The 15,944-nt window shown below is 65.6% G+C and carries 15 protein-coding genes; 10 read left to right on the top strand and 5 right to left on the bottom strand.

Annotation, left to right across the window (positions count from 1 at the left end; genetic code table 11):
* Positions 1 to 227: 227 nt before the first annotated feature.
* Positions 228 to 2,900, top strand: coding sequence for an aconitate hydratase AcnA (acnA, locus tag POM99_RS10035; RefSeq protein ID WP_277277336.1), 2,673 nt, complete (start codon positions 228 to 230; stop codon positions 2,898 to 2,900).
* Positions 2,901 to 3,220: 320 nt separating this feature from the next.
* Here the strand turns inward: acnA and POM99_RS10040 are convergent, their stop codons facing one another.
* Positions 3,221 to 3,988 (bottom strand): Crp/Fnr family transcriptional regulator, encoded by a 768-nt coding sequence (locus POM99_RS10040; protein WP_277277338.1) that lies wholly within the window; start codon positions 3,986 to 3,988, stop codon positions 3,221 to 3,223.
* A gap of 148 nt (positions 3,989 to 4,136) precedes the next feature.
* Between POM99_RS10040 and POM99_RS10045 the strand changes: the two genes are divergently transcribed.
* Both POM99_RS10045 and POM99_RS10050 read left to right on the top strand, forming a co-directional pair.
* The gene (locus POM99_RS10045) at positions 4,137 to 4,505 is read left to right on the top strand and encodes a hypothetical protein (RefSeq protein WP_277277340.1); all 369 of its coding nucleotides are present in this window, start codon (positions 4,137 to 4,139) and stop codon (positions 4,503 to 4,505) included.
* Between the two features lie 74 nt (positions 4,506 to 4,579).
* The gene (locus tag POM99_RS10050) at positions 4,580 to 5,389 is read left to right on the top strand and encodes a response regulator (protein WP_277277342.1); all 810 of its coding nucleotides are present in this window, start codon (positions 4,580 to 4,582) and stop codon (positions 5,387 to 5,389) included.
* 141 nt (positions 5,390 to 5,530) lie between these two features.
* Here POM99_RS10050 and POM99_RS10055 read toward each other — a convergent pair whose 3' ends face one another.
* On the bottom strand, positions 5,531 to 7,240 hold the full coding sequence (locus POM99_RS10055; protein WP_277277344.1) for a CHASE domain-containing protein: 1,710 nt from the start codon (positions 7,238 to 7,240) through the stop codon (positions 5,531 to 5,533).
* A 252-nt stretch (positions 7,241 to 7,492) separates the two neighbouring features.
* On the opposite strand from POM99_RS10055, the gene POM99_RS10060 reads away from it, so the two are divergent.
* The 3 genes from POM99_RS10060 (at position 7,493) to POM99_RS10070 (ending at position 9,588) form a co-directional block, all read left to right on the top strand.
* Positions 7,493 to 7,651 carry a NepR family anti-sigma factor gene (locus tag POM99_RS10060; RefSeq protein ID WP_313792128.1) on the top strand — a complete coding sequence of 53 codons (159 nt, stop codon included), beginning with the start codon at positions 7,493 to 7,495 and terminating at the stop codon, positions 7,649 to 7,651.
* A 1-nt stretch (position 7,652) separates the two neighbouring features.
* Positions 7,653 to 8,315, top strand: coding sequence for a sigma-70 family RNA polymerase sigma factor (locus POM99_RS10065; protein ID WP_438823005.1), 663 nt, complete (start codon positions 7,653 to 7,655; stop codon positions 8,313 to 8,315).
* A 76-nt stretch (positions 8,316 to 8,391) separates the two neighbouring features.
* Positions 8,392 to 9,588, top strand: a complete 1,197-nt coding sequence (locus tag POM99_RS10070) for an AI-2E family transporter (RefSeq protein WP_277277348.1) — start codon at positions 8,392 to 8,394, stop codon at positions 9,586 to 9,588.
* Here POM99_RS10070 and POM99_RS10075 read toward each other — a convergent pair.
* Positions 9,576 to 10,202 carry a superoxide dismutase gene (locus tag POM99_RS10075; protein ID WP_277277350.1) on the bottom strand — a complete coding sequence of 209 codons (627 nt, stop codon included), beginning with the start codon at positions 10,200 to 10,202 and terminating at the stop codon, positions 9,576 to 9,578. The two genes, POM99_RS10070 and POM99_RS10075, sit on opposite strands and share 13 nt — an antisense overlap.
* 125 nt (positions 10,203 to 10,327) lie before the next feature.
* Positions 10,328 to 11,635, bottom strand: coding sequence for a dicarboxylate/amino acid:cation symporter (locus POM99_RS10080; RefSeq protein WP_277277352.1), 1,308 nt, complete (start codon positions 11,633 to 11,635; stop codon positions 10,328 to 10,330).
* 80 nt (positions 11,636 to 11,715) lie between these two features.
* On the opposite strand from POM99_RS10080, the gene glmM reads away from it, so the two are divergent.
* From glmM to thiD, 3 genes are all read left to right on the top strand, one after another.
* Positions 11,716 to 13,056, top strand: coding sequence for a phosphoglucosamine mutase (gene glmM / locus POM99_RS10085; protein ID WP_277277353.1), 1,341 nt, complete (start codon positions 11,716 to 11,718; stop codon positions 13,054 to 13,056).
* Positions 13,057 to 13,129: 73 nt separating this feature from the next.
* Entirely contained in the window at positions 13,130 to 13,360 is a 231-nt protein-coding gene (locus POM99_RS10090) for a DUF1272 domain-containing protein (protein ID WP_277277355.1), read from the top strand.
* Positions 13,357 to 14,103, top strand: a complete 747-nt coding sequence (gene thiD / locus POM99_RS10095) for a bifunctional hydroxymethylpyrimidine kinase/phosphomethylpyrimidine kinase (RefSeq protein WP_277277357.1) — start codon at positions 13,357 to 13,359, stop codon at positions 14,101 to 14,103. Before POM99_RS10090 ends, thiD begins: the two co-directional genes overlap by 4 nt.
* A 6-nt stretch (positions 14,104 to 14,109) precedes the next feature.
* Here the strand turns inward: thiD and POM99_RS10100 are convergent, their stop codons facing one another.
* Positions 14,110 to 15,219, bottom strand: a complete 1,110-nt coding sequence (locus POM99_RS10100) for a response regulator transcription factor (RefSeq protein ID WP_277277359.1) — start codon at positions 15,217 to 15,219, stop codon at positions 14,110 to 14,112.
* A gap of 239 nt (positions 15,220 to 15,458) precedes the next feature.
* On the opposite strand from POM99_RS10100, the gene POM99_RS10105 reads away from it, so the two are divergent.
* Complete coding sequence (locus POM99_RS10105; protein ID WP_277277361.1) at positions 15,459 to 15,776, top strand: hypothetical protein; 318 nt, start codon at positions 15,459 to 15,461, stop codon at positions 15,774 to 15,776.
* Positions 15,777 to 15,944: the final 168 nt, after the last annotated feature.

Genomic DNA, 15,944 nt, shown 5'->3' on the forward strand with positions numbered 1-15,944 from the left:
GCCAGCCGATAGTCATCGTTCTTGCTAATGATTTGCAACATCGCAAAATAAGGCTCCGCCCTTGGTCGGAATAGGACATGCCTGCCCTTGACGCGCGCGGGCGAAACGCGCAGTGCGCGTGCGAAATCCGGCTGACCTGCCCGCCGTTCGCCCCTTTTCCGCCGCGAAAAGGGCCGTCTCCCCACCGGACGGCAGGAAGGCCATCACAGGAGGGAACTCGACTCGCCATGACCCAGGTCGGACAGGACTCGCTCGGCACACGCAGCACGCTTACCGTCGGCGGCAAGGATTACGCCTACTATTCGCTGAAGAAGGCTGCGGCCAAGTTTGGCGACGTTTCGCGCCTGCCCTTCTCCATGAAGGTGCTGCTGGAAAACCTGCTCCGCTTCGAGGACGGCGGCTTCACCGTCTCGGCTGACGATGTGAAGGCGATCGTCGACTGGCAGAAGAACCCCAGCGAATCGAACAACGAGATCCAGTATCGCCCGGCGCGCGTGCTGCTGCAGGACTTCACCGGCGTGCCCTGCGTGGTCGATCTTGCCGCGATGCGCGATGCGATCGCCAATCTCGGCGGCGATACCAGCAAGATCAACCCGCTGGTTCCCGTGAACCTCGTTATCGACCACTCGGTGATGGTGGACGAATTCGGTCATCCCAAGGCGTTCGAAGAGAACATGGAGATCGAGTATCAGCGCAACATGGAGCGCTATGACTTCCTCAAGTGGGGCTCCAAGTCGCTCAACAACTTCTATGCCGTGCCCCCGGGCACCGGCATCTGCCACCAGGTGAACCTTGAAAACATCGCCCAGGCGGTGTGGACCAGCACCGACCAGAACGGCGTGACGGTGGCTTACCCCGACACCTGCGTCGGCACCGACAGCCACACCACCATGGTCAATGGCCTGGGCGTGCTGGGCTGGGGCGTGGGCGGCATCGAGGCTGAGGCCGCGATGCTGGGCCAGCCGGTTTCGATGCTGGTTCCCGAGGTGGTCGGCTTCAAGTTCGTGGGCGAGCTGCAGGAAGGCGTGACCGCCACTGACCTCGTGCTCACCTGCACCAACCTGCTGCGCAAGCACGGCGTGGTCGGCCGCTTCGTGGAATACTATGGCCCGGGCCTTGCCTCGCTGACTCTGGCTGACCGCGCCACGCTCGCCAACATGGCGCCGGAATACGGTGCCACCTGCGGCTTCTTCGGCATCGACGAAAAGACGCTCGATTACATGCGCCTGACCGGCCGTGAAGAAGCGCAGATCGCGCTGGTCGAAGCCTATGCCAAGGAGCAGGGCTTCTGGATCGATCCGTCGGTGGAACCGATCTTCTCCTCCACGCTGGAACTCGATCTCTCGACCGTCGTCCCATCGCTCGCCGGGCCCAAGCGCCCGCAGGACCGCGTTTCGCTTCCCGAAGTGGACGACGTGTTCAATGCCGACATGGCGAACACCTACAAGAAGGCGCAGCAGCGCGTTCCCGTGGAAGGCAAGGACTTCGACATCGGCGATGGCGACGTGACCATCGCCGCGATCACCAGCTGCACCAACACCTCGAACCCCGGCGTGCTGGTGGCTGCGGGCCTCGTTGCCAAGAAGGCCAATGAGCTGGGCCTCAAGCCCAAGCCTTGGGTGAAGACCTCGCTGGCTCCCGGATCGCAGGTCGTCACGGATTACCTGAACAAGGCCGGCCTGCAGGAACACCTTGATGCGGTTGGCTTCAACCTCGTCGGCTATGGCTGCACCACCTGTATCGGCAACTCGGGCCCTCTGGCCGAACCGATCAGCAAGGCGATCAACGAAAACGGCCTTGTCGCCGCTGCCGTGATCTCGGGCAATCGCAACTTCGAAGGCCGCGTCAGCCCCGACGTGCGCGCGAACTTCCTCGCCAGCCCGCCGCTGGTCGTCGCCTATGCGCTCAAGGGCACGGTGATCGAGGACTTCGTCTCGACCCCGATCGGCAAGTCGAAGGACGGCGTTGATGTCTATCTGAAGGACATCTGGCCCACCAACGAGGAAGTCTACACCACGATGGCCGGCTGCATGGACCGCGCCATGTTCCAGGCCCGCTATGCCGATGTCTACAAGGGCGATGCGCACTGGCAGGCGATCAACGTCACCGGGTCGGAAACCTATTCGTGGCGCGCCGGGTCGACCTATGTCGCCAACCCGCCGTACTTCGAAGGCATGACCATGACGCCGGCCCCGGTCAGCGACATCATCGAGGCCAAGCCGCTGCTGATCCTCGGCGATTCGATCACCACCGACCACATCAGCCCGGCCGGTTCGATCAAGGCTGACAGCCCGGCGGGCCAGTGGCTGATGGAGCATCAGGTCGCCAAGGCGGACTTCAACTCCTACGGCGCGCGCCGTGGCCACCACGAAGTGATGATGCGCGGCACCTTTGCCAACATCCGCATCAAGAACGAGATGGTCCCGGGCACCGAAGGCGGCTTCTCGCGCTATGGTGACGAAGTCGGCGCGGTCTATGATATTGCCATGAAGCACAAGGCCGATGGCACCCCGACCGTGGTCATCGCCGGCAAGGAATACGGCACCGGTTCCAGCCGTGACTGGGCGGCCAAGGGCACCAACCTGCTGGGCGTGCGCGCGGTGATCGTGGAAAGCTTCGAACGTATTCACCGCTCGAACCTCGTTGGAATGGGCGTGCTGCCGCTTCAGTTCAAGGACGGCGAGAGCCGCACTTCGCTGGGTCTCTCGGGTGACGACACCTACACCATCAAGGGCGTCGCCAGCCTGCAGCCGCGCCAGGATGTGGAAGTGGAAGTCACCCGCAAGGACGGGTCGAAGTTCAGCTTCACCGCGCTGTGCCGCATCGATACCGCCAACGAAGTGGAATACTTCATGAACGGCGGCATCCTGCACTACGTGCTGCGCAAGCTGGCCGCCTGATCCTTCGGGACAATGCCACACAGAAAGGGGCGGCTCCGCAAGGAGCCGCCCTTTTTCGTTGCAGCTTGGCGGGAAGGGGCGGTTGCTCGCCAAAGTGCGGCGCTTCTCCCCCCGCTTGCGGGAGGGGCTGGGCAACGCCCCACGGCTTAGGTCAAAAAAGGCCCCCGCCGTTTCCGGCGAGGGCCTTTCGGGATCGTATCACCAGCCGCTTGGACGGGAGGGGGGGTCTCGGCGGTGACAGACCCATAACGAGCACCCCCGGATCGGGTTCCGACCACCTCAAATTTTTTTCAAATTTTTTTTGAGCCGCCGGAAACCGCTCAGATGAAGGGCCGCGGCGGCGGCGCTTCGGCCTCCATTTGTGCGAAATCGCGGGCCGCGGCCATGTCGGGCACCGCAATCGCGTGGATCGTCCAGTCGACCAGACCGGCACGCCGCAGGGCCTGCATGGACCGGTTCGTGTGGACCAGCGACAGGCCCAGCATGTCGGCCACCTGTCCCTGCGTGATGGTCATCCGCAGTACGCCGTCTGCGGCGGCCACGCCCGTATCCATTGCCCGCTGCACCAGGAACACCGCCAGCCAGGCCACCCGCTCGCGCGCGTTGCGCTGGCCCAGTGCGACGATATGCTCCTCCAGCGCCGCTTCCTCACGCGCGGCGAGCCAGGTGATGTCGTAGGACAGGCGCGGATGGCTCATGGCCAGATCGAAGAAGCGGTCGCGCGGGAACACGCAGACGCGCGCATCGGTCAGCGCCTCCACGCTGTGCGAGATTTCGGCGTCGAATGCCGATTGCAGGCCGATCAGGTCACCGGGAAACATGAAGTTGATGATCTGGCGGCGTCCGTCTTCCAGCAGGCGGAACCGCATCATCACGCCGGACAGAACGGTGTAGAGCCGCGTGGCGCGCGCACCCTGGCGCAAGATCTGCTCTCCGCGCACGAACGATGTCTCGCCGGTCTTGAACGCCTCGATCCACGCACGTTGCGTCTCATCCGGGGTCAGCAGGCCCGGGGTGGCAGACAGGGGGCAGGTGCGGCAGGGGGTGCGGTCCCCGTTTGACCGTCCACCGTTTCCATCGCTTTTCATTTCAGTTCCCGTTGCAGCGCCTGACGGTCGCAGCAGTCAGTCACCCCGCCGCAACGCGCCATATCAAATGACACATCGCCCATCCGGGTTCCCATGTACGCAGCGCCCACCCGTGCGCACCCGCTCACGCGGCTTGCCGGGAGGCGGGATGAAGATTGCACGGGCCAGTGTACTGGTGCTGGAAGACAGCGTGATCCTTGCCATGGCGATGGAAGAGGAACTGGCCGAGCGCGGGCACACGGTCTGTGCTGCGGCCACGGTTGCGGCGGCGGAACAATGCCTTGCGGAAGCGCGAAGCTTCGACGTGGCCTTGCTGGATATGCGTCTCCCCGATGGAACGCCTGACGCGCTCGCGCGTAAACTGCTGGCCGCTGGTTGCGCGGTGGCGCTCGTTTCGGGCGTGGGAAAGGATGAGGTGGCAGACGATCTGGCGCACCTGCCCCTGTTCCGGAAGCCCGCGCCGCTCCACCTGCTGGCGGATTGGGTGGATGGCGTGCTGCGCCCGCAGCGGGTCTGATCGCTCTCGCGCGGGAACCCGAATGCCCTTACAAGCGTTGCGGCGAGCAACGTCTCTCCGGGATAGGGGTTTAAATGTCACTTGGCGCCAAAGTCGCAACCAACCTGCCATACCTGCGCCGCTATGCGCGCGCGCTGACCGGCAGCCAGTCCACCGGGGACGCCTTCGTGCGCGCCACGCTGGAAGCCGCGCTCGCCGATGAAGACCTGCGCGCGCGCATCGGTCGTGGCCGGGTCGATCTGTATCACGTGTTCAACTCGGTCTGGTCCAGTGCATGGGTGGACGATGGTGACCGCTCGGGCACCGAACTCGTCGGCGCCGAAGCGGGGCACGAGGCGGCGGCGCAGGAGCGCCTGTCGCACATCACGCCGCTGAACCGCCAGGCCCTGCTGCTCACCACGCTTGAGGACTTCTCGATCGACGAGGCCGCGATCATCATGGACCGCGAGCCCGACGACGTGGAAGCGCTGGTGCAGGAAGCGATCGAGGAGATCGACCGCGAATCGGCCACCAACGTGCTGATCATCGAGGACGAGCCGCTCATTTCGATGCAGCTGGAGGACCTCGTCCGTTCGCTGGGCCACGACGTGTGCGGCATGGCCGCCACCCGCACCCAGGCGCGCGAGATCGTCGCCAGCCAGACGCCGGGCCTCGTGCTGGCGGACATCCAGCTGGCCGATGGCAGTTCGGGCCTTGATGCGGTGGACGATATCCTGAAGATCACCGACGTTCCGGTCATCTTCATCACCGCCTATCCCGAACGCCTGCTGACGGGGGACCGGCCCGAGCCGACCTACCTGATCACCAAGCCGTTCCAGGAAGCCACCGTGCGCACCGCGATCAGCCAGGCACTGTTCTTCGGATCGAGCCGGCCGCTTCGCTGAGTTCGTTCCACTGACGTGGAACGCGGCACCGGCCCGCTCCCCGGCCCGACGACCCAGCGGAATTGCACGCTGTAGATGGTCGGGCGGGGGAGTGGGCCGGTGCCGCAGCCGTTTCAGTGCAACCGAAACACAGGCAGACGCTTACCCCGGCCGCCCTTCGCGTATCGCGAAGCTGCCCCGGCGGCGCACGGGGATCACCAGTGTGCAGCTGACCCCGCTTTCGTCAAAGCGCAGGTCTACCGGATTGCGCAGTTCGTGCGCCACGATCTTCTCGATCAGGTCGGTGCCAAAGCCGCGCTTGCGCCGTGCTTCGGGGTTGAGCCGCGGCCCGTTGCTTTCTTCCCAGCGGATGCGCGCGCGGTCCTCGCCCGCCATCTCCCACCACACCCGCACCTTGCCCGCCTGAATGCTCAGCGCGCCATACTTGGCGGCGTTGGTGGCCAGTTCGTGGATGGCGAGGCCGAGCGAAAGCGCATCGTTGGGTGCCAGCTCCACGTCCGGTCCCTCGATCTCCACATGCCGTTCCGCGTCCTGCGCATAGGGCGCCAGCTCAGCCTGAATCACCAGCTTGACCGGCGTGGTGCCCCATTCTGACTGGGTCAGCAGGTCATGCGTGGCCGATAGCGCGCGGATGCGCCCTTCCAGGTTGTCGGCAAAGCTCTCCAGGTCGGTGGCCCGGCGGCGGGTAAGGGCTATGATCGAAAGCACGTTGGCCAGCGTGTTCTTCACCCGGTGGTTCAGTTCGCGGGTAAGGGAATTGCGGATCGAGGACTGCTGCTCGAACCAAGCCAGCGCGATCCGGTCCTCCACCGCCTGCTGCGTCAGCAGCCGCGCCAGCACCAGCAGCAGCGTGGCGACCAGCAGCCCGAACAGCAGCGTCATCACCGACATCATGCTCAGCATCGCGCTTGATGGTGCTTCCACCTCCAGCGTCCAGCGCCGCCCCGCCATGTCGATCTCGCGCCGCACCACCCGGCCCGAAGGCGCTGCCTGCGGCGTTTCCGCCAGCAGGTTCGCGGCCACCGGCGCCCCGTCATAAAGCCGGATGCCCACGCCTTCGAATCGGTCGGCATTGACTGCCGACTGCAGGAATCTCTGGCCATCGAAGGGACTGTAGACAAAGCCGCGCAGGGTCCGACTTTGGCCCCCATCGCTTACTGAATAGACCGGCATGTAGATCAGGAATCCCGGATCGCCGCCATTGCGCTCCTGCATCAGCACAACCCGTCCGCTCGCAACCGGGCGCCCTTCTGCCGCCGCGCGCTGCATCGCGGTCCGGCGGGTCCGTTCGGAATACATGTCGAACCCGATCACCCGGTCATTGCGTTCGTTGCGCGGCTCCAGGTACATGATCGGCACCGCAAACGGTGTGTCCAGCCCCGGCAGCGGATGCACGCTGAAGCTGGCATTGCCGGCCCGGCGCATCACGTCCTGCACCATCGGGATATCCTGCCGCTCCACCCGCATGGCCCAGCCGATGCCTTCGGACCCCACGAAGTTGCCGTCGAGATGCAATTGTTGGATGAAGGCACGGAAAAGTTCGCCCCCCACCATCTGCTGCGTGGCAAACAGCGCGGCGCCCGATCGCAGATAGGCGGCATTGGCGTTTGACCTGCGCTCTATGCCTGATGCCACGCTCTGCGCGGTCTGCGCCAGTTGCGCGGTCTCGCGCTGGGTCTCGGCATTCTCGATGGCGAAGACGCTGAGCCCCGTCACCGCCATGGTCAGTGCGAAGATGCCGATGGGCAGGGCCCGCGGGAATCGTTCATACCACCGCGGAGCGAGGTTTTTCTGGGAGAGCAGCTTCTCCACCTGCGCCTGTTCGCCTCCGGCCTTTGCTTGCTTGTTCAACTATATGGCACGGTGCGCGCCAATAACGCAGCCCCCTTGCATGAATTCGGGGAACCACTGGCCAAGAGTTTCGTTCCTTGCGCGTCTGCAGCACTTTTGCGCCCGCTGGCTTGGCGGCGGGAATTTGGTGTAACCAGCCCCTGCCGCGTTGGTCGCGGGGTAGTTTTGGGCCGCGCGGGTCGCGGCGTATTGTTTTGGACGAGCGACCTTGAGGGGGGAGGCAGAGCCGACCGGATGTCGAAAGAGAAACCGATGAAGACCATGGGCGCCCAGCGCCGCACCGGTGCAAAGGCAAAGCCGCCCGAATGGGCGTCGGGCCTGCGCCGCCTGTATGATTCCGTGGTGGAAGAGCCCTTGCCCGACAGTTTTGCCAAGCTGCTCGACCAGCTGGACGACAATTCGAATGGCTGACATGCACAGCCATGAAACGCCGCGGGGCGATGCGGCCCAGGGTGCCGATGCGCAGGGCGCGTCGCCAAAGCCTGCCCCGGCGCAGCCACCGCGCAACGCCGGCCCCGAATTCAAGCGTGAGCTCACGTCCGTGATCCCGCATCTTCGCGCCTTCGCCCGCGGCCTGTGCGGCCGGCCTGACCTGGCCGACGATCTCGTGCAGGAAACGTTGCTGAAGGCCTGGGCCGCGCAGGACCGGTTCGAACCCGGCACCTCGATGCGCGCCTGGACTTTCGTGATCCTGCGCAACGCCTACCTCACCGACATGCGTCGCAACCGCTTTCGCGCCGAGTATGACGAGACCGTGGCCGAACGTGTGCTGGTTGCGCCCGCCGGTCAGGAAGGCCCGCTGCATCTGTCCGACATGCACCGCGCGCTGCTCACCCTGCCGCCGGAACGGCGCGAGGCGCTGCTGCTGGTGGGTGCTGGTGGCTTCAGTTATGAAGAAGCGGCGCAGATCTGCCAGTGTGCCGTCGGCACGATCAAGAGCCGCGTCGGCCGCGCCCGCGCCGCGCTGGCCCACATGATCGAAAACGGGCAGTTGCCCCGCCGCAGCGGCAAGGATGCGGTGGCGCATGATGCCATCATGGGAGAGCTGGACAGCACGGTCCAGTCCGGCAGCTGAGGGCGTCTGGCCAGACGCCTGCTTTTTTGGGCATGTCCTCTTGATCATGGGGCCAGCCGGGTCCAACCCTTCGCCCATGGCTCAGACCGAAGATCCCGTCATCCTGCCTGTCTCTGTCGATCCTGAGCCCGCGCAGGCGCAGGAAAGGCTGCAATCCGCGCTGGTCCTGCTGCTGATGCTCGGCCTGTTCCTGGCGCTGCCCTTCGTGCTGTCGATCGGCTCGGTGGTGTTCCTGCCCCCGGTCACGGCGATGATCTTCACCATCGTACTGTCGCCGCTGGCGGACCGGCTGATCCGGGTCGGCCTGCCGAACATGGTGGCCTCGTTCCTGGCGATCCTGCTGATGCTCGGCGTGGTCGTTGCGGCGTTGACGCTCATCCTGCAGCCTGCGTTCGACATGGTCGATCAGGTGCCCGCCATGGCAAGGTCGGTGGCACAGCGCTTTGCCGAACTGCGTGACAACTTCGCCTGGGTGAATGACGTCAACCGCCAGCTCTCGCGGCTTGCCGGGCACTCCTCGCGTGAGGTGTCGCTGGCCAGCCCCTCGGTGATCGAACAGGTTGCCTTTGCCACGCCCAGCGTCTTGCTGGAAACCCTGCTGACGATCCTGATGACGTTCTTCATGATCGAATCGCGCGTGCGGATGAAGCGGCGCCTGCTGCTGGAACGGGCCAGCTTCGGCGCTTCGGTGCGCATGGCGCGCGTGCTGCGTGATGTGCAGGATCGCGTCGCCAGCTACATGCTCACCGTGGCGCAGATCAATCTCGGCGTCGGCGTGGTCGTCGCTGGCGGCGCCTGGGCCTATGGCCTTGCCGCGCCGGTGATGTGGGGCGGGCTGGCGTTCGTGCTCAATTTCCTGCCCTACATGGGCCCTCTGGTGATGACCGGTCTGCTCGCCCTCGTCGGGCTGGGCACGGCCAGCACGGTGGGCTGGGGACTGGTTCCGGCGCTCGCCTTCCTTGGCCTGCATGCGGTGGAATCCAACGTGGTCACGCCGTCGATCCTGGGCGCGCGCTTCACGCTTAATCCCGTCTCGATCCTGATCTCGTTCAGCTATTTCACGTGGATCTGGGGCGTGCTTGGCGCGCTACTGTCGGTGCCGATACTGCTCACCGTTTCGGCCCTGATCGATCATCTGGGCAAGCCCAACATGGTCGGCTTCCTCTTCGGTGAACCCTTGTTCGAACCCGGCCGGCTGGGTGAGGCGGATATGGAGGGCCTCTCCGACGCCGCAGACGCAGCGCCGGAGAGGCCGCAGATTCAGGCCGGATAGGTCCAGGCCGTGCCGCGGGCCAGGTTTTCGGCGGCAAAGGCCCAGTTCAGGTGCTTCTCGATCACCTGCCGCAGGTAATCCGGGCGCAGGTTCTTGTGGTCGAGGTAGTAGGCGTGCTCCCACAGGTCGATGACCAGCAGCGGGTTGCCCGAAAGATCGTTGAACGTGGCGGCGTCATGGGTCTGTTCCACCGCCAGCGTACCGTTCTTGTCCACCAGCCACACCCAGCCGCTGGCAAAGTGGGCCGCGCCCTGCGTCGCCAGTTCCTCCTTCAGCTTGTCCAGCGATCCGAAAGCCTTTGCAATAGCCTGGGCAAGGTCGCCTTCGGGGGCCGTCGCATCGGGAGTCAGGCTGTTCCAGTAGAACCCGTGGTTCCAGGTCTGTGCGCTGTTGTTGAACAGCCGCCAATCGCCACTGGCACGACCATTGGCAACGGCGGCGGCGATCACGTCCTCCAGCGGCTTGCCGGCAAGATCGGTGCCTTCCACCGCATCGTTGGTCTTGTCGACATAGGCCTTGTGATGCTTGCCGTGGTGCGTCTGCAGGGTGGTGGCGGAAATCACCGGTTCAAGTGCGGTATCGGCATAAGGCAGGGGGGAAAGCGAAATCGCCATGGGAACTCCGTCTGGATCTGGTTCGCAAACCAACGCGCAAGGCTGCGTGCGGTTGCGGCCCGCCTCAGAAAAAATGCCCTGATTTTCCAGTTGGTTTTTTCAATCGCCAAGCGGGAGGAAAGCGATCAGTCTGCCGCCTCGGGCCCGCCCACCGCGCGATCCACCGCAGCGGTCACCGCCACGTCCAGCGTCACGTTGCCCAGCGTACGCATCAGGTCCGGCACAACCTCCACCGCCACCAGCAGCGCCAGCGGTGCCACCGGCACGCCCATGGCCATGGCGATCGGACCCACGCTGGCGACATAGCTGATCGTGCCCGGCAGGCTGACCGAGCTCAGCGAGACGAGGATCGCCATGACCCAGCCCGATGCGATCATCGCCGGGGAAAGCTGCACACCGTACCACTGCGCCACATAGACCACGACCGCCAGGTTCATTGCCGGGCTGGTTGCGCGGAACAGCGCCACCGCCAGCGGCATCACGAACTCGGCCGTCGTCGCCCGCACGCGCAGCCGGCTGCATGCGCCCAGCATGGCCGGCAGCGATGCGAGCGAGGACTGGGTCGAAAGCGCAAAGACCTGCACCGGCACCATCGCCCTGGCAAAACGGCCCAGCGGCTGGCGCGCGACGATCGCGGCAAAGGGATATCCGGCCAGCCACACCACGCTGCCGGTCAGCACCACCACCAGCACATAATGCGCCAGTGCACCGATGGCGGCCGGGCCGCTCTTGGCCGCCACCGTCAGGCTCAGCGCCAGCACGCCGATGGGGGCCAGCGCCAGCACCCAGCCGATCACCACCAGCATCGCGGCCGCCAGCGCGGCAAAGAATGTGGCCATCAGATCCCGTTGGCGCGGCACCAGCCGCGTGGTGGCCAGCGCAAACACGGCCATGAACAGGATCATCGGCAGCATCCGGTCGTTCGCCGCGGCATCTAGCACGTTGGTCGGCACGATGGATTTCAGGTAATCCGCCACACCGGGCAGCGCGGTCTGCGGTGCGGGGCCGGAAAGGCTGGCGCGCAGCGCCTCGCCCGCGCTTCCCGGAATGGGCAGGACAGACAGGATCAGCGGCGTCACCGCCAGCGACATTGCTGCGCTGAACCCCAGAAAGCCCAGGAAATAGCCCAGGCTGCGGCGGGCCATGGTGCCCGCGCTGGCCGTCGCCACGGTCTGCACCACGCCGGTGAACAGCAGCGCCGCCACCAGCGGCACGATCGTCGCCTGCAGCGCGCGCAGCCACAGCTCGCCCACTGGCTCCGCTACAGACAGCACTGCGGGCAGCGCATCTGGCGCGTAAAAGGCCAGCGCCAGCCCGCCGAGCAGGCCGATGGACAGCGCCAGGAATGTCCAGCCCGCCGGGATCTGCGTGATCGGTGGCAGCGTGAAACCTGTGGATTCGGCTGGTGACGGATCGTTCATCGCTTGGTTCATGCACTGGTGAGGATAAACGTGTAGGGCGGCTTGGCAATCCGCGTCGGGTAACGGCGCGCAACAAGGGAAATGAAGCGCAGATGGCACGCAAGTTCTTCGGCACCGATGGCATCCGGGGCCGGACCAACGTCGGCGTGATGACCGCCGCCACCGCGATGAAGGTCGGCCAGGCGGCCGGCACCTATTTCCTGCGGGGCCAGCATCGCCACCGCGTGGTGATTGGCAAGGACACGCGCCTTTCGGGCTATATGCTGGAAAACGCGATGACCGCCGGCTTCACCAGCGTGGGCATGGACGTGGTCCTGCTCGGGCCGATGCCCACCCCCGCCGTCGCGCTGCTCACGCGCGAGATGCGGGCCGATGTCGGCGTGATGATCTCCGCCAGCCACAATCCCTATGAGGACAACGGCATAAAGCTGTTCGGTCCCGACGGCTTCAAGCTTTCAGACGAGGACGAGCTGGCGATCGAGGCCATGCTGGGCGAGGAGCTCGAGCTTGCCGCATCCGAAGACGTCGGCCGCGCCCGCCGCATCGACGACGCCCGGGGCCGCTATATCCACGCGGTCAAGGCCAGCCTGCCGCACAATGTCCGCCTTGATGGCCTGCGCATCGTGGTCGATTGCGCCAATGGCGCGGCCTATCACGTCGCTCCTTCCGCCCTGTGGGAACTGGGCGCCGAAGTCATCGCCATCGGCGTCGAGCCCAACGGCAAGAACATCAACGCCGGCGTCGGCTCCACCCACCTCGACGCGATCAAGGCCAAGGTGCGCGAAGTGCGCGCCGATATCGGCCTTGCGCTGGATGGCGACGCCGACCGCCTGATCGTGGTCGATGAAAAGGGCCAGACCGTTGACGGCGACCAGATCATGGCGCTGATCGGCAGCCAGCTGGCGGCGCGGGGGGAACTGCGCGGGGGCGGGGTGGTGGCCACCGTGATGTCCAACCTGGGGCTGGAACGGTTCCTTGAAACGCAGGGCCTGGCACTGGTGCGCACAGCCGTGGGGGACCGCCATGTGCTTGAAAAGATGCGTGAAGGTGGCTTCAACGTGGGCGGCGAACAGTCTGGCCACATGATCCTGACCGATCACGGCACCACGGGTGACGGCACTGTTGCCGCGCTGCAGGTGCTGGCCGCGCTGATCGCCAGCGGCAAGCCGGCGAGTGAAACGCTGCACTTGTTCGACCCGGTGCCGCAGCTTCTGAAAAACGTAAGGTTTTCAGGTGGAAAGCCGCTGGAGGCGGAGAGCGTGAAGGCAGTGATCGCTCAAGTGGAGGCGCAGCTGCAGGGGCGCGGGCGGCTGGTGATCCGGCCCTCGGGCACAGAGCCGGTGATCCGCGTGATGGCCGAGGCGGACGACGCGGCCGAGGTGGAAGACGTGGTTGACCGCATCTGCGAAGCGGTGCGCAAGGCCGCCGCGTGACGTACATTGAGAACGACTGAGAAGGGGTTGAAGTCGACTGAGAGCGACTGAGACCCGGTTCAAGGGGACTGACATGCTGGAAATGCGGCCCGATTGCGAACGCTGCGGCACCGACCTGCCGGCCGAGGCGCCGGGCGCGTTCATCTGCAGTTTCGAGTGCACCTTCTGCGCCGAATGCGCCGAGGACATGGACGATCGCTGCCCCAACTGCGGCGGCGAGCTGACCGACCGCCCCACCCGCGCCGCCAAGCACCACGCCAAGAGCCCGCCATCGACCGAGCGCCGGTTCAAGAGGCCGGCGTGACGCCGCCGCGGGTGCTTTCGATCGCCGGTTCGGATTCGGGCGGAGGGGCCGGAATCCAGGCCGATATCAAGACGATAACCATGCTGGGTGGCTATGCCATGACCGCCATCTGCGCGCTGACGGCGCAGGACACCACGGGCGTGCACATGGTCCAGCCGGTCGATCCGGCGATGGTGCTGGCGCAGATCGACGCCTGCGTGAACGATCTGGGCGTGGATGCGGTGAAGATCGGCATGCTGGGCAGCCCGGCGATTGCCGAAGTGGTGGCCAACCGGCTGGAAAATCTGGATATTCCGATCGTGTTCGATCCCGTGATGGTCGCCACCAGCGGTGCCGCGCTGGCCGATGCGGCGACCATCGCGGGGTTCGAACGACTGATGAAGATCGCCACCCTGACCACGCCGAATCTCCTTGAAACGCAGGCACTTGGCGGAGAAGCCGCGCTGCGCGCGCGTGGCGTTGCATGGCTGGGCAAGGGCGGCGACGCCGAGGGTGACGAGGTGACCGACCGCCTGTGCGTGCCCGGCGTGGAGGACAAGGTCTGGTCCGCGCCGCGCGTCCACACCCGGCACACCCACGGCACCGGCTGCACCCTGTCCAGCGCCATCGCGACGATGCTGGGCATGGGCCTGCCGCTGGAAGAAGCGGTTGAAGACGCACGCGAATTCGTGCGCGCCGCGCTGCTTGCTGCGCCGGGCTTCGGCGCGGGCAGCGGCCCATTGGGCCATCAGGCGGTGCGCTGATCCCGCCTATCCGCCGATGCGGGCGACAAGGCGGACGAGATCGGTCTGCCGTTCGATTTCCAGCCGGCGGAACGCGTTCTTCAGATGGGTCCGCGCGGTCTGTTCGGTCACCCCCATGCGCGCGGCGGCGGCGGCGAGCGGCTGGCCTTCGCCGAGCAGCTGGCACAGCTCCGCCTCACGCGCGGTGAGGCCCCATCCGGCGCGCAGCGCGGCTTCGACACCACGGGCCGGGGCATCGAGATCAGTGGCGAGCAGCAGAACGCGCGGGCGGATACGGTCGAACAGGCTGCGCGCCTCGTTCAGCCTCACTGCGCGCAGCAGCACGCCCTTGCCCGGCACGATGGGCGCAATGCGCAGGGGCGGGGGGGCAACGAGATTGCCGGCCAGCATCGCGGCCAGCATGGCTTCAAGCGCTTTGCGATCAGCCTCGCGCTGGGCGACCACGCGACCGCCAATGATGTCTATCGCGCCGTTGCGCTGCGCCATGGCGAGGAAGCCGGGCGAAGCGTGGGCGACATGGCCCGCGGCATCGACCAGGCAGTGATGTTGCACGCCATCGCCACCGAGGCCTTGTTCCAAGGCGGCAGCATCGATCCCCCGTCGGCCCAGCGCCCGTTCCACCTGCAGGCACGCCGTGAGAGCAGGCAGGACCATGGCGAGCGCGGCTTCGGTTTCCAGGGCGAACGCCCCGCGATCGGCGCTGGCCTGCAGCGAGGTGAAGGCGACCAGCCCGGCATCGGCGAGGATCACGCTGCCGAGCCAGTGCGGGCACAGGCGGTGCCGGCTGATCCAATCGTCGAATTCGCCCGCGACGGCGGCGACATCGGCGGGGATGTGGCGCTGGCTGTAGACCGCCAGCGGCTGGATATCCGGCCGCTTTACGCGCGGATTGATGGCGAAGATGCGATCGGTGTATTCGGCCAGGGCAGCCCGGTCCAGGCCGTGCCCAAGGGGGGCGACGGCGCCGGTGCGCAGGTCCGCCAGCTCGATCGTGGCGGCATCGGCGCCGAGCGTGACATTCAACCGATCGAGCGCGCCGTTCCAGTCGCCATGGCCCACGGCGAGATCGACCATTTCCTGCGCCAGCCGCGCGAGATCTGCAGTGTCCAAGGTCATCGCGCCCTTTCCGCAGGTGGCGTGGACGATTCGAGGCAACACTAGGCCAGATCGGCACTCGATTTCACCATCTTTGATGAAATAGATTGTCAAAGTGGACCAATTGGAAAACTGCGGCAGATATATTGCAGTGATACTTGGTTCCGGATCAGGGCCTTTCCGCCGAGCGCAGGTGGCGGGGCGGGAGCAAAAGCCGGTGCAGGCCGATTTTGGACTCACGACCGCAACTGACGTGGGGCATGGGCATCATCATTGCCAAAGGAGGTAGAATGATGATTCTCATTTGGGTTGGGGTCGTGGGTTGGGTACTGGCCACTGCTGCGGTGGAAAGCGCGCTTTGGCGCGGGAAAAAGCTGCATTGCGCGGCCATGCTGGCAGCAAGCGCGATGGCCGGAACAGCCGTCTGGGCGCTGGTTGATGCAGGACAGCCCTTCAAGCAGGCGGCGGCATGGCTGCCCCCGCTGTGCGCTGCAGCGGCTTTCACCCTTGCTGCCGAAGCCCAGCGGGCGATCATCGGCCTGTTTGCGCGACGGGCAGCAGGGCGGGGAGAACGTTAAAACGGACATCCCTAATCATAAATACTGAGATGATTCTACAGTATTATCGTTGCATCAGAAAGCGGTTCGAACCCGAGATGAAGTAAATCCTGTCCGGTTCCGAGCATTCAATCGGCCTGTCCCGGCGTTTCTACCACAAACGAGGTATAGTTAACCGCACCGCCCTCA

The organism is Novosphingobium cyanobacteriorum, assembly GCF_029436685.1.
In the GTDB taxonomy this organism is placed as follows: Bacteria; Pseudomonadota; Alphaproteobacteria; order Sphingomonadales; family Sphingomonadaceae; genus Novosphingobium; species Novosphingobium cyanobacteriorum.